The sequence below is a fragment of the Bacteroides cellulosilyticus genome, assembly GCF_020091405.1.
Taxonomy (GTDB): domain Bacteria; phylum Bacteroidota; class Bacteroidia; order Bacteroidales; family Bacteroidaceae; genus Bacteroides.
Genome location: NZ_CP081903.1, coordinates 5,309,034 through 5,323,358, shown reverse-complemented (window position 1 = coordinate 5,323,358; position 14,325 = coordinate 5,309,034). Strand labels below are relative to the sequence as shown.

At 42.3% G+C, this 14,325-nt stretch carries 13 protein-coding genes and 1 tRNA gene; 8 read left to right on the top strand and 6 right to left on the bottom strand.

The genetic code is table 11. The features are described 5' to 3' along the window. Positions 1-88 precede the first annotated feature (88 nt). Entirely contained in the window at positions 89-1,960 is a 1,872-nt protein-coding gene (locus K6V21_RS20205) for a sensor histidine kinase (protein WP_224319672.1), read from the top strand. After that, positions 1,960-3,936 (top strand): histidine kinase dimerization/phospho-acceptor domain-containing protein, encoded by a 1,977-nt coding sequence (locus K6V21_RS20200; RefSeq protein WP_224322072.1) that lies wholly within the window; start codon positions 1,960-1,962, stop codon positions 3,934-3,936. Before K6V21_RS20205 ends, K6V21_RS20200 begins: the two co-directional genes overlap by 1 nt. On the opposite strand, the gene cobC is transcribed toward K6V21_RS20200, so the two are convergent. From cobC to cobU, 4 genes are read right to left on the bottom strand one after another with little or no spacing between them, the layout of a single operon-like run. Then, positions 3,914-4,459: an alpha-ribazole phosphatase gene (gene cobC / locus K6V21_RS20195; protein ID WP_224319671.1), complete on the bottom strand. Its 546-nt coding sequence runs from the start codon at positions 4,457-4,459 to the stop codon at positions 3,914-3,916. The genes K6V21_RS20200 and cobC overlap by 23 nt on opposite strands. 7 nt (positions 4,460-4,466) lie before the next feature. Then, positions 4,467-5,255: an adenosylcobinamide-GDP ribazoletransferase gene (gene cobS, locus K6V21_RS20190; protein ID WP_224319670.1), complete on the bottom strand. Its 789-nt coding sequence runs from the start codon at positions 5,253-5,255 to the stop codon at positions 4,467-4,469. 4 nt (positions 5,256-5,259) lie between these two features. Further along, entirely contained in the window at positions 5,260-6,297 is a 1,038-nt protein-coding gene (cobT, locus tag K6V21_RS20185) for a nicotinate-nucleotide--dimethylbenzimidazole phosphoribosyltransferase (RefSeq protein WP_224319669.1), read from the bottom strand. A gap of 59 nt (positions 6,298-6,356) precedes the next feature. Then, positions 6,357-6,866, bottom strand: a complete 510-nt coding sequence (gene cobU, locus K6V21_RS20180) for a bifunctional adenosylcobinamide kinase/adenosylcobinamide-phosphate guanylyltransferase (RefSeq protein WP_224319668.1) — start codon at positions 6,864-6,866, stop codon at positions 6,357-6,359. 94 nt (positions 6,867-6,960) lie between these two features. Between cobU and K6V21_RS20175 the strand changes: the two genes are divergently transcribed. From K6V21_RS20175 to K6V21_RS20160, 4 genes are all read left to right on the top strand, one after another. Further along, positions 6,961-7,033: transfer RNA gene (locus K6V21_RS20175), tRNA-Gly, on the top strand. Positions 7,034-7,144: 111 nt separating this feature from the next. After that, positions 7,145-7,438 carry a hypothetical protein gene (locus K6V21_RS20170; protein ID WP_217716258.1) on the top strand — a complete coding sequence of 98 codons (294 nt, stop codon included), beginning with the start codon at positions 7,145-7,147 and terminating at the stop codon, positions 7,436-7,438. Between the two features lie 124 nt (positions 7,439-7,562). After that, positions 7,563-9,056, top strand: a complete 1,494-nt coding sequence (gene proS / locus K6V21_RS20165) for a proline--tRNA ligase (RefSeq protein WP_224319667.1) — start codon at positions 7,563-7,565, stop codon at positions 9,054-9,056. 160 nt (positions 9,057-9,216) lie between these two features. Then, entirely contained in the window at positions 9,217-9,399 is a 183-nt protein-coding gene (locus K6V21_RS20160; protein WP_022209299.1) for a hypothetical protein, read from the top strand. Between the two features lie 75 nt (positions 9,400-9,474). Here the strand turns inward: K6V21_RS20160 and K6V21_RS20155 are convergent, their stop codons facing one another. Further along, the gene (locus K6V21_RS20155; RefSeq protein WP_224319666.1) at positions 9,475-10,245 is read right to left on the bottom strand and encodes a hypothetical protein; all 771 of its coding nucleotides are present in this window, start codon (positions 10,243-10,245) and stop codon (positions 9,475-9,477) included. Continuing rightward, positions 10,220-11,026: a metallophosphoesterase family protein gene (locus K6V21_RS20150; protein ID WP_224319665.1), complete on the bottom strand. Its 807-nt coding sequence runs from the start codon at positions 11,024-11,026 to the stop codon at positions 10,220-10,222. The genes K6V21_RS20155 and K6V21_RS20150 overlap by 26 nt, the downstream gene beginning before the upstream one ends. A 284-nt stretch (positions 11,027-11,310) precedes the next feature. Here K6V21_RS20150 and K6V21_RS20145 point away from each other — a divergent pair, with 284 nt between their 5' ends. After that, the gene (locus tag K6V21_RS20145; RefSeq protein ID WP_007218342.1) at positions 11,311-11,994 is read left to right on the top strand and encodes an ABC transporter ATP-binding protein; all 684 of its coding nucleotides are present in this window, start codon (positions 11,311-11,313) and stop codon (positions 11,992-11,994) included. 20 nt (positions 11,995-12,014) lie between these two features. Then, a complete protein-coding gene (locus K6V21_RS20140; protein ID WP_224319664.1) occupies positions 12,015-14,324 on the top strand; it encodes an ABC transporter permease in 2,310 nt (769 codons plus the stop codon). Position 14,325: the final 1 nt, after the last annotated feature.

Sequence of the window (14,325 nt, the reverse complement as noted above, 5' to 3'; positions counted from 1 at the left end):
TGGCTTTTTGGGAAATATTGAATATATTTGCCAGCGTATGCGGTGAATGGCAACACAAACACCACACAGCACGAAACAAACAAACTTCATGAGAAACTTACTGAAATATCTCGTTCTCCATATAGTATGCTTTGGATGCATTTTCCCATTATCAGCAGGGGAGGATAGCCTGGCAGAAGTCGAGCGTGCTACCATTCAAGATGAAGTGATATCTGCTTTTCACAACAGTATGGGCTTTGATTATCTGACAAAGGAAGAAAGCTCGGCTATCAATCTGGATAGTATCCTCAATTATCTGGAATCTACCAAGCAATATAATACGTACTTTGAACTGGAACGTATACTCATAAAATCATATCTTTTTCGTGGAGAAATACGCCTGGCCATTGATTGGAGTGAGCAGATGTATTCAAAAGCAAGTGCACTCTCGCATGCTTTGGGAACTGCTCTTGCACTGAATGCCATTAGTGAGGTGTATTCTTATACCGGACGAAACCAGGAAGCAGGGAGTGCTCATGTACAGGCATTAGAGATGTTCGATCAAATGTCCGGTGAGGGAATATATGTCCGGATGTTATTGTTGGAATTAGTAGAGCACAATCTTCGTATTCGTAATTTTACGGAGGCAGCGTATTTCATGGCCCGCCTGAACCGTTTTTCCGCAGATAGTCTCTCAGAGCAGGAACAAGCTGTCCGGCATATCTTCAATGCCTATTGTCAACTGTTTAAGGGTTCTGTGAAGACCGCTCGTCAACACTTGGATGAAGTGGAACCTTTGAGGGAAAAGCTGATTCCGGGTATTATGCAACATCTCTTGATAGCCGAGGCTATGTATTGGGAACGTACCGGTGAATATGAGAAATCTCTGACAACTTATGATGCTTTTTTACATACGGATTATGCTGAAATCAACAGCAGCTTGTACAAGGGAGTCCTGCAAGACAAGGCTGACCTGCTCGTGAAAATGGGGCGCAAGGAAGAAGCATATAAGCAATACGGTTTGGTGTTTTCATACATTAAATCGTCTTTTGAGAAAAATTATCCTAAAGAGATAGATCAGTTGACCACCCGCTTCCAAGCCGACCGGCTGACTTATCAGAACGAGCGTGACCGTTTGTTTTCCTATCGGCTTTATTTGGGAGGTATTGTTGTCTGCACACTTTTCCTGCTGCTTTTCCTGTATCTTAGCTGGAGGAAGATATTCCGTCTGAAAGAGTCAAAATGTTCACAGGAAAAAATGATACAGAAGGCAGAGCGTGCCATACAGAAAAAGAACATGTTCCTTTCCAATATGAGTCATGAAGTACGTACACCGCTCAATGCCATTGTCGGTTTTTCTGCCGTCCTGGCTTCGGAAGATGACTCTTTTGATGAGGATTCACGTAAGGAATTCTGTGAGATTATTAAAGTCAACTCCTTTCAACTTTTGAAACTGATTAATGATATTCTTGATTTTTCGGATTTCGAGAATGATAATATAACATTTAATATCCGGCCGTATGATGCCGTGAAACTCTGTAAGGAAGCTTCGGAAACTGTTAACGCTTCTCGTAAACTTGAGGTGGAATTACGTTTCGATACGGAACTTCCGGAGTTGATGATAGAAACAGACGATGCCCGTCTTCGTCAGGTTCTGATTAACTTGTTGGTGAATGCTACCAAGTTTACTAAAGAAGGATCTATTGTATTGAGGTTAGAGTTATCTGACCGCAATACTGCATTTTTTTCTGTAACCGATACCGGTTGCGGTATTCCACTTGAGAAACAGGGCTTGATTTTTGAACGTTTTGAAAAGCTGAACGACTTTGCACAGGGAAGTGGTCTGGGACTTTCCATATGCCAGTTGATTGTGACCTACATGAGAGGACGGATATGGGTAGACAGTAACTATACACAAGGTGCACGTTTCTGCTTTACGCATCCGTTAAAGTATAAAACTAAAGCGGAGGGGGCTGTATGATGAAGCACATACTAATTATATGGTTTTGTTTGCTGAATATGTATCCTTATGCGTTGTATGCAGAAGATGCCAATGCGCAGCAATATCAGGACAGTATTCTGAAAATAGCGCAGTCCATGCCGGGCACGCTTCCTAAGCTTACTTACTTGCGTGATATGGCTTACAGACATCAGTACGCTCCTTATAACAAAACTTTCTCAACCGCTTTATATCAGGAAGCGTGTATTCAGAAAAATATCATTTATGAGAATCTGGGTGCTTATTATCTGGCCTCTTGCTATGACAAATTACATGATGCGGACAGTTTGGCATATTGGGTGGATAAGCTGGAAAAATATGCTCCTGAAGTAGGTACATATGATTATTATCTGGAGCAGAAAGCTGCGATCAGCCGTGCCCTGGCTTCTAAAAGGCAGATAGAAAAGGCTGTATATGTGGCAAAAGAAACATTGGCAGAGTCCTTGGAACACAATAGTAATAATGGTGAGATAGCATCATACAATAGTTTAGGGTGTGCATACGGAGTATCCAGCAGAGTGGACGAAGCATTGAACATTTTTTTAAAAGCCTATCAACGTTTTACTCCCCGGACTAAGACCAGTTTGCGTGTGGATATTCTTTCGCGTATTGCTCAAGTGTATGGTAATACAGGAAGAGATAGCTTGAGGCGACCTTATGTTCAACAAATGGATGAGACCTTACAGGAAGTCATAACCCGTGAACCTGAGACACGGAAAAATTGGAGTAATTTTGAGATTGACTGCCAGATAAAGTATGTTCTCTTGTATATGAATAAGGGAACTTATCATATTGCTCTGGAGCATATAAATAAAGCAAAGGCATTATTGGAAGATCATGTAGATCCGGTTTTCTGGTTGAATGTCCAGCTTGTACAATTGCAATATTATGCCCGTACACAGGAGTATGACAAAAGTATTGCCCTGATAGATGAAGTGACACCGGTAGTATTGAATCATTATGTATCCACTTTTGCTACGCTTATTAATTATAAGGCGTCCACCCAGATTGACAAAGGTGATATTGACGGAGCTATCGAGACTAAACGTTACCTCATACGGACTCAGGACTCATTGGACAATGCTTTTTCTGCAAATCAGTTGCGGCAAATGAAGGAAATCTATCATATTAACGACCTTCTTCTGGAGAAGCAGAAAATAAAGGATACCAACTATAAACGCGGCTTCCTGTTTCTTATCACACTACTGGTACTGATACTCATTTTTTATCTTTATACACGTTATATATCGCGAAAAATCGCTGCAGCTGAAAAAGTGACGGTAAGTGCAGCCATGCAGGCAGAAGCGGATAACACCACTAAAGACCGTTTGCAGTCTGAAATCAGTCATGACATACGTACTCCGTTGAATGTGGTGGTAGGTTTTGCCGAACTGTTGACGGAATCAAAAGAACTCACTGCAGAAGCAAAAGTAGAATATGGCAAGATGATTCAGGAGAATGCGGAAAACCTATTGACGTATGTTAATAGTATTCTGGAACTTTCCCGCCTTGAATCCGGTAAGACACAATATGTGCAGGAAGAATGTGAATTGATAGAATTATGCCGGAAAGAGATTACCATTGCTGAACAGAGTGGCAACGGACGTGTAACAGTCCGTTTGAAAACGGATGTGGAAAATAAGATGATAAGTACGGATAAAAACAAGTTCTCTTCGTTATTGTCCAGCCTGCTGGTACCGTCAGAGAATGATGAAAATACATATAATATTGTTATTCGCATTAGGTACGATAAAGAGAAGAACATGTTATTCTTCAGAGTGACCGGTACCCCTTTGGCTAAGGCTCGCTTTGAAAACAAAACTGCACTGATTCGCCATGAGATCAATGCACATTTTGTTCATGCTTTCAATGGTACTTATAAAGTGCAGGAAGGTGCGGCAGAAGGGCCATTGGTTCTGTTTAGCATACAAGCTGCTAATCAAGTTTCAACTGAATGATTCCTCCATAGGGAGTCAAAGCACTGAATGCCTCTTCCAGTTTTATAGCTCCTGCATAAAGTTGGGCGCAAATCAATACGCCTCCATGTGCAAATATGGCTACTTTCTCATAATTCTTTTCTCTCAGTTCATCCAGAAAACTGGCGACACGTTGATACTGTATGGCGAATGATTCACCGTTTGTAGCAGGTACGTTTATGTAGTCGGCATACCATTCTTTCAGTCTAGGATCACTTATTTCATCAAAATTCTTCATTTCCCAATCCCCGAAGTTCATTTCCATAATTCGGTTGTCACGTTCGGCATCAGGATATCCGCAGTAGGTAGCAAGACGTACACAACGGGATAGCGGACTGGTATATACATAATCGAAATCTCTCCCTTTCGGACGGTAAGATTTTAGATTTCCGGATGTGACGGCAGCTTCTTGTTCGAAACTGTTTCGCAAAGGAACATCTGTTTGTCCGTAGCACACTCCGGGAGGGACATCTACTGAGGTATGTCTGATAAAAATAATTTCCATATAATTATTATTTTAAATAAACATTAATAAAATCCGGGTTACCGTATTTGATATATGCATACAGCAAGATTACTGCACCCAAATAGAATGAAAGCTCACAAAGCAGGAATGTAGCTCCGCAGCAATCTCCTGTATAACCTTGGAGACGACGTTTCATCAACCGATACAATAGACTGAATGTCAGAATCGGGCAGATCATGGCCGGCCAGAAATCTATCGGCAAAAATAATATAATAGGTAAAAATCCACAGATGAATCCTGTCAATAACTCTTTCCAGGTCATACGGTCATACACAACTTTCGCCTTGCTTTCTTCTTCTTTTCGTGCATAAGGTAAATAATTGATGATTTGTGAAGCACAGAATTTAGACCAGCAGTCGCCACAAATTACGAGAACACAAATCAGTTTCAAAGGTAGATTTTCCAAAAGTAAGAATAATAGCAAGAAATAGACTATTAATCCTATAACGCCATAACTTCCTATCTGGGAATCTTTCATAATGGCAAGTGTCCGTTCTTTGGTGGTTCCTCCACCAAAGCCATCAAAAAAATCAGCCAGTCCGTCTTCGTGCAGACAGCCTGTGATAAGCAATCGGGAGAGGATGGCAAGTACCCATGCGATGGAAATGGGAAGTATCTGAGCTGCTATCCACAGTATGCCGACCATAATACCACCCGTCAGCCATCCTGCTAATGGCCAGTATGGAACGATACGTTTAAAGTATTTAGCCGGAACTTCTTTGATTCTCCAAAATGGAAGCCGGGTGAAGAAGATGAATGCTGCGAGGACTTTCATACGTTTAGAAATACTTTGTTATAGAAGCATGTGCGAAGTTATCCATTTCATTAATCATACGTATAGCGGACTGCACAATGGGATATGCACAGATGGCACCTGTTCCTTCACCCAAACGCAGGCCTAAATTTAAAAGCGGTCTGGCTTCCATATTGTCGAGTAACAGTTTATGACCTGTTTCATCTCCACAATGTCCGAAAATAGCATAATGCAGTACTTCCGGATATAATTTGCTGGCAGCCAGAATACAGTTTGTCATAATGAATCCATCTACCATAATAACTATTCCAAGTTCGGCTGCCTGAAGCATAGCACCTACTGCCATCACCATTTCCAGACCTCCAAAATAGCGGATGATATCATGGGGAGAATGATCTCCTTTGTAGTTATCTAATGACTGTTTTAATACTTCATATTTATGACGGATACCAACATTATCCAGTCCGCTTCCCGCGCCTACACATTGTTCCAGAGGAATATTTGTAAAGCAAGTCATCCACAGGGATGAGGAAGATGTATTTCCAATACCCATTTCCCCGAAACTGAGTACATTGCTACCTTCTTTATGGCAATTGCGTACAACTTCTGCACCGCGCTCCAAGCATAGTTCCATTTCCTCTTCTGTCATAGCAGCTTCATGCAGATAATTTCGAGTACTTTTCCGCACTTTCATGTTGATGACACCTGTATCATAAGGTAAATCATAATCTACACCGGCATCTACTATTTTCAAGGTAAACCCATGCTGTCGGCAAAGAAAATTCACTCCGGCACCTCCATGTAAGAAGTTACTAATCTGTTGCCAGGTAACTTCTTTGGGCGAAAGGCTGACACCTTCGTCTACAATGCCATGATCAGCGGCAAAGATTATATTCTGTGGATGTTGCAGGGTAGGAGACAGAGTTTGTTGTATCCAGCCTATTTGCAAAGCCAGTTCTTCAAGAGTACCCAATGAACCTTTGGGTTTAGTCAGATTATTAATTTTTTCAATCAATGCTGGACGGATATTCTCGTCCGGACGTATTATCTTAAATGTTTTCATATGCAATATTTATAACTTTGAATCTTATCATCTTACCATTCTATCATCTTTCCCTTTCTCTATTTCACTTTCACCGGAATCCCCGATACCATCAACCATACTTCATCAGCGTGTTCGGCGATGTACTGGTTCATCCAGCCTTGCATATCTGTGAACTTACGCTGAATTTCATTTTCTGAAGTAGCCCCCATACCTATTTCATTGGTAACAAAGATGAAGGTAGCATCTTGCGCTGTAAAACGGTCGAATTCTTCTTTGGCAGCTGTCAGGGCACTATCTGTATCTGCATTTACATCAAAGAAGAAGTTTGTACACCATAAAGTAACGCAGTCTATCAGTACAGCCCGTCCGCTCAATCGATGACGGCTTAGCTCTTTTTCTTCCTCTATATTTGTCCATTCCGGTCCGCGTCTTTGTTGATGGCGGATTACGCGTTGTCGGAATTCTTCATCCCAAATACGTGCGGTAGCAAGGTAAACAGGAGTAGGAGAGAGACTTAGCGCCAGTTTTTCCGCATGGCTACTTTTACCGGAGCGTGCACCTCCGGTAATGAGTATGATTCGTTTCATATTTTTTTCACTTTAGTGGCTGTAAAAGTACATTTTTATTTTTGAATATAAAAAAACTTCTTTTACCTTTGCACCGTCTTTTTAAGAAAGCAATGCGGCAGTAGCTCAGTTGGTAGAGCATCAGCTTCCCAAGCTGAGGGTCGCGAGTTCGAGCCTCGTTTGCCGCTCTTTTGAAAGTTAAGCAGTTACGGTAAGTAGCTGCTTTTTTTATTATCGTTTATATAATTCGATTTGCCCCTGTTTGTGATTAATAGTATCTTTGCAGAAAACATTTTGTTATGACCTACGAACAAGCCCTTTCTTTTGTTGAACGTATTAAAGACATTGCCATTGGTGCACCACTTGACGGTAGAGTGATTCAATCTTTAGCCATTGGACCTACCGATTGGGAACAAATGAGTGATTTCTTAAATCTTCGTATTCAAAAGGGAGAAGAAACCGCTCTCATTGAATTCTCCCATTTTGGTAAGAGCCTTTCAGTTTATGGCATATCTGTTACTCATGTGGAAGGTAGTGTTCCGAACTGGGAAATGATTGTTCTTGATGACTGGGAGATGATTATTAGTAATTGAGTGTTTTGATGTTGATTCAAGCAAGTTGTTTTTATTATAAATATTGGGAGAAAACACGCAAATTTTCGTACTTTTGCCGACTATTTAATAGATACATCCGAAAAACTTTAAAAAACAAAATAAAATGGCAGTAGAATTAAAAGACCTGACCAAACGCAGCGAGAATTATTCGCAGTGGTATAATGAACTGGTGGTAAAGGCCGACCTGGCAGAACAGTCAGCTGTGCGTGGCTGTATGGTGATTAAACCTTACGGATACGCTATTTGGGAGAAAATACAGCGTCAACTCGACGATATGTTTAAGGAAACAGGGCATGTGAATGCTTACTTCCCATTGTTGATTCCGAAATCTTTCCTAAGTCGTGAGGCAGAACATGTGGAAGGTTTTGCAAAGGAATGTGCAGTCGTTACTCATCATCGCCTGAAAAATGCTCCTGACGGTAGCGGAGTTATTGTAGACCCGGAAGCCAAGTTGGAAGAAGAACTGATCATCCGCCCTACTTCAGAAACCATCATTTGGAATACTTATAAGAATTGGATTAATTCCTATCGTGACCTGCCTATCTTGTGTAACCAATGGGCCAACGTAATGCGTTGGGAAATGCGTACCCGCCTTTTCCTGCGTACTGCTGAATTTTTGTGGCAGGAAGGGCATACTGCACATGCTACCCGTGAGGAAGCTGAAGAAGAAGCTGTACGTATGCTGAATGTATATGCCGAGTTTGCCGAAAAATACATGGCAGTTCCCGTAGTGAAAGGTGTAAAATCGGCTAATGAGCGTTTTGCCGGTGCACTGGATACTTATACCATTGAGGCTATGATGCAGGATGGGAAAGCCTTGCAAAGTGGTACGTCTCACTTCCTTGGACAGAATTTCGCCAAGGCATTTGACGTGCAATTCGTGAATAAGGAAAACAAAATGGAATATGTTTGGGCTACTTCATGGGGGGTATCTACTCGCCTGATGGGTGCACTGATCATGACTCACTCTGATGATAACGGACTTGTACTGCCTCCGCATCTGGCTCCAATACAGGTGGTTATCGTGCCTATCTATAAGAACGCAGAGATGCTGCAGAAGATTAATGAGAAAGTAGCAGGCATTGTTGCTAAACTGAAGTCTATGGGTATTTCTGTTAAGTATGACAATGCTGATAACAAACGTCCGGGCTTCAAATTTGCTGATTATGAACTGAAAGGTGTGCCGGTACGTCTTGTTATGGGTGGTCGTGATTTGGAGAACAATACAATGGAAGTTATGCGTCGCGATACATTGGAGAAAGAAACTCTTTCTTGTGACGGCATCGAAGAATATGTAAAGAACCTGTTGGAAGAAATCCAGACTAACGTCTATCAGAAAGCCCTTAACTACCGTAACTCTCATATCACGAAAGTGGATAGTTATGATGAATTCAAGGAGAAGATTGAAGAAGGTGGATTTATTCTTGCTCACTGGGATGGTACTGTTGAAACAGAGGAGAAGATTAAAGAAGAAACAAAAGCAACTATCCGTTGTATTCCTTTCGAAACGTTCTTTGATGATGACAAAGAACCGGGTATCTGTATGGTGACAGGCAAACCTTCTGCTTGCCGTGTTTTATTTGCTCGTTCTTATTAGAATATAGGATATCTTAAGATCTAAAGTAAAGTAAAGGGCTGCACTTCGCACAAAGAAGATGCAGCCCTTGCTATTTTTACATCATTGTCATATCCTGTACATGTTTCCGTAACACTGAATCTCCATCTTTGCATCGTAATAAAAAAGAAAGGAGTTAGATATGAAACTGAATAGAAATGATTATGCTATTGAGGCAACTACCGATGGCGGCTATTACGCCTATTTGAAAAGTAATATCATGTGCAGTGCGTATGGTGAAACACCTGATGAAGCCTGCGAGAACCTTGGTAACATTGTTGACGACTTCGTCACAGATATGTACATGGTTGAAGAGTTTGTATAACATGTGTTCGATTCCATAAATTCTCTTGAGGTCATGTCCGCGTGAGCAGACATGACTTTGTGGCTATAGAGAAGGTTAAAAGAGTTGTGTCTTCAGTCCGAACGATAAGCTGAGATAATCTTTGGGCTTCAGATACTTGTTGGTGAATGCACTTACTACATACAGATCACAGGTACTTATTTCATAATAAAAAGTAACGGCTCTTGCTCCCAGACGCCAACGTGGGGGAATATTATAAGTCAGACGTTGTCCCAGGAATACATGAATGCGTACCTTGGATGAGAAGCCGTAATAACCTTTTGGATAACGTTCGGGCTCATGTGTCCAAAATTCACTGCCGAATACTGTATTGAAATACATGCCGCATGCAAGTGGTTCGACAGCGAATTCTTTTCCAAGAGCTATACTCCATGGCATATAGTTCTGTTTCAGAGTCATGGTAATTTTGGTACGTTTGGAGTCGTACTTGGGCAGAATACCGAAAAAGATATCCGTTTCCCATTGATTCCGTTTCCCATAATCCCATCCTGTACCCAGAGACAGCAATCCCATGTTACCGGCAAATTGCAGTTTAGTATGTGTTGGTATCAGGCTTTCCCAATGTTTCCGATAGCGATGGACCCGCTTATCATAACGGCTGGAGCGTTTATTGCTGATATCGGCACTGTCTATTTTTACTTTTTCTTTCTCCAGCCACACGGTATCATATTTTGTAATGATAACAGTATCTCTGAATACCCGGCGTGGCTCTATGGTTATTGTACTGGCTTCTTGTGCATAGCCGGTTGATGAGCATACAAGAAGGAAGCACGTCACTGCTTTAATAATAGACCACTTCACGCTCATATCCATTAGGGGTTACAGTAAATATATAATAGTTGCGGTGTTTCATGCAGTCGCTCATGTAGTACATCACGCCATCCTCAAAAAGATCCTCTTCGAATAAACGATGTTCATGGGCAGCTGTACAGAACAACAATCCGGGAAATTGCTTAATGGAATATTGAAAAGCCTGGGCTACATTATTGTTGAATTCAAAGCAAAACGGGCGTATATGCATAGAGAAGATAGTGCGGTCGTATTCGTCGCTGCGATCATCTAGCTGGGCATTGATGAATTCAAAATCAGGAATGGGGCGGGAGTAGTCGAATTCGATAGCATTGGTGTTCAGACAAATGAACTTTATGCGACCGGCTATGAAAGAGAAGTTTGGTTCACCGAATACGGCACGGAAAGTTTCTTCACCTGTACCGAGGCAGTCATGATTACCGATCAGACCGACATAGGGAACTTTCAGCTTATTCATAATATCACGTTGCCACAGGAACTCGTCTGTGACACCGAAGTCGCTGTAATCTCCACCATGGATGACAAAATCTATGTCATCCCGTTTATTAAGGTGGTTGACAAAGTCCAGAGTCTCATCATACCAACGCTGGGAGTCACCCATAGTGACAAAACGAATAGTTGCCTTATCCTTGCAATTGGCCTCTATCTTTTCTATATTACGATTATTTATATCTGTCTGACCACTGATACGGACATCATAAGGATGGTAATCTATCATATCGCAACCGCCCATAAACAGGCCGATAAGCGGAATGAACAGGAGTTTAGATAGTTTCATGTGTATGATATTAATATTATATATAATCTCTTCTATTGAAAACTGATCGCAAAGATAGAGTTTTCTTTTAGATAAATGATTGTCTTATTTTCCTTTTTTCTGTTCCTTCGTGCTGCACTAATTTCCAGGGGTGTCCATTTTTTAGACGAAGGTGTCTAATTATTAGACACTATTTGTATACGTTTAAAAAGATAAATTGTTGATAATGAATGAATCTTAAGTTTTGGCATGCTTTCTGCTTTTATATAAACAGAATATCATATCAGACTTTAATAATAAACATTATGATTGAAATTAATGACATCAGCAAAGTATTCCGTACGACGGAAGTAGAAACAGTAGCATTGAACCATGTGAACCTTGAAGTGAAAGAGGGAGAATTTGTGGCCATCATGGGACCGTCAGGTTGTGGTAAATCAACCCTGTTGAATATCCTGGGACTACTGGATAATCCGACGGAAGGTTCATATAAGCTTCTGGGACAGGAAGTTGGAGACCTGAAAGAAAAAGAACGTACCCGTGTACGGAAAGGTAAACTAGGCTTCGTATTCCAGAGCTTTAACCTGATAGACGAACTGAATGTATATGAAAACGTAGAGTTACCTTTGACGTATCTCGGCATTAAGGCTTCCGAACGTCGCCGGATGGTGGAAGATATATTGAAACGAATGAATATCAGCCATCGTGCCAAGCATTTCCCGCAACAGCTGTCCGGTGGTCAGCAGCAGCGTGTAGCTATTGCACGTGCTGTGGTAACTAATCCTAAATTAATACTTGCTGATGAGCCGACCGGTAATCTGGATTCTAAGAATGGTGCGGAAGTCATGAACCTGTTGACGGAATTGAATCGGGAGGGAACGACGATTATTATGGTAACACACTCTCAGCATGACGCTTCGTTTGCACACCGTACGATACATTTGTTTGATGGTAGCGTAGTGGCCAGCATTGCGGCACAAGGAGTATAAGTTTATAAAGAGATTGAACTATGAAACAACTATATTATGTCATACGTACCCTGTTGCGTGGGCGCGGTTCGAATATAATCAAAGTCATTTCCCTTGGACTGGGATTGACGATGAGTATTCTACTGTTTTCACGTGTGGCTTTTGAACAAAGCTACGACACTTGCTACGAGGACTATGATAATCTTTATCAGATATTTTCCATATTCTCGGCTGATGGTGAACAATTCGAACCGCAGAAAGCGAACTGCGGCCCGGTAGCGGGTGCCATTCTTGAAAATTTCCCTCAAGAGGTTGAATCCGCCACCAGTATTGCTTATTTTCTGGGTGCACCTTTATATAATGGCTCTGTTCGTTTCGATGCCAAAACTCTGCTGGCCGATTCGCTTTTCTTTCGTACCATGGGCATTGAGGTGCTGAGTGGAAATCCGGAAAAGGAGCTGATGCAGCCCGATGTCATTTTCTTGGCCGACCGACTGGCACGAAAGATATTTGGTGACGAAAATCCCATTGGGAAGGTATTAAATTATAATAAAGAAATGCAGTTCACCGTGAAGGGCACTTACGCTGACTTGCCGGCGAATGCTACGATGCGTCCCGAAGGTGTTGTGTCTATGCCTACGAGTTGGAATCGTGGTTGGGGTAACTATTCCTGGCGTGGAGGCGACAGCTATTATGAATACATCCGCTTTCGTCCCGGAGCCGACAAAGAAGTCGTGAACGCCCGTCTCGATGCCATGATTCAGAAGTACCGTCCGGAAGAAGACAAGAAGGCCTATGGATACACCGCTTTCGTGAAACCTATTCGTGACGTGTATCGTAACGAAGACCAAGTGAAGCGCATGGACACCATCATGAGCATTCTTGCCCTTGCAATTCTTTTTATTGCAGCGCTGAACTATGTACTGATATCTATCTCTTCGCTTACCTATCGTGCCAAAGCGGTGGGCGTTCATAAGTGCAGTGGTGCAAGCGGAGGCACAGTATTTTCTATGTTTCTGTTGGAGACGGGCATCATCATTGTGCTGGCTTTGATGTTGATGGCCTTGATATTGCTGAATTTTCAGGAGTTTATCGAAGATACCACTGCGGCTAAGTTAAGTGTACTTTTTGCACCGGATCGTATCTGGGTACCACTTGCCGTAGTGCTGGTTCTGTTCATTGTAGGTGGCGTGCTGCCGGGCAGATTATTTGCCCGGATACCCGTATCGCAGGTTTTCCGTCGCTATACAGAGGGTAAGAAAGGCTGGAAACGTCCGTTACTTTTTGTTCAGTTTGCAGGCGTAGCTTTCATATGCGGATTGATGTATGTGGTGATGGCGCAATACAATTATGTGAAGGATAAAGACATGGGCTACAATCCGCGCCGGGTAGCGGTGGGAAGTGCTTACTTTGGCAAAGCCGAGGAAAGCGAACCGGCGTTGCATTTCTTCCGTGGACTGTCTTATGTGGAAGAGGTATCTTGTGCTGTCAGTACCCCCATTTGGTCTTACAGTGGTTCGATGATTCAGAGTGAAAGTGGACAAGCGCTCTTCTCAACCCGCACCAGTCGTGCTCCCGAGGATTATTTTAAGATGATGGGCATGACCATAAAGGAAGGTCGTCCCGCACGTGCCACTGATGAATTAGTAGTGAATGAAGCATTTGTGGAACGGATGCGTTGGGGAGACAAAGCCCTGAACCACCCGCTGCGTATGGAAGGTGAAAATTATAAAGTAGTGGGTATATTGAAAGATTTTCATATCGGTTCCTTCTTCGAGCCGCAGGATGTCATCATCTTTGGCTACACACGTACTTTTGGTAATGCCGTTCACGTGCGTCTCAAGGAACCTTTTGCTGAGAATCTGCGTCGCCTGAACAAAGATGTCGCCGAGGCATATCCGGACAAAACAATAGATTTCGGCGGAATGGAGCAAGAGATATTGAATGAATACAATCCCGTGCGTGTGTTTAGCAACGCTACCATATTGGCGGCAGTGACCATGTTCTTTATCATGCTGATGGGGTTGATAGGTTACACCACAGACGAGGTGCGCCGTCGTTCAAAGGAAATTGCCATCCGCAAGGTGAACGGGGCGGAATCTACGGGCATACTGGAATTGCTCTCTAAAGATATACTTTACGTAGCCGGACCTGCCGTTATTATCGGCACGCTTGCTTCATGGTATGTCAATGGGATGTGGATGGAGCAGTTTGCTACACAAGTGCCGCTTACCTGGGTCGTATATGTATTGATTGCATTGGTCATTTTGATTATCATAGTCGCTTGCGTCATCTGGAAATCCTGGAAGATTGCGAATGAGAATCCGGTGAACAGTATCAAGAGCGAATAAA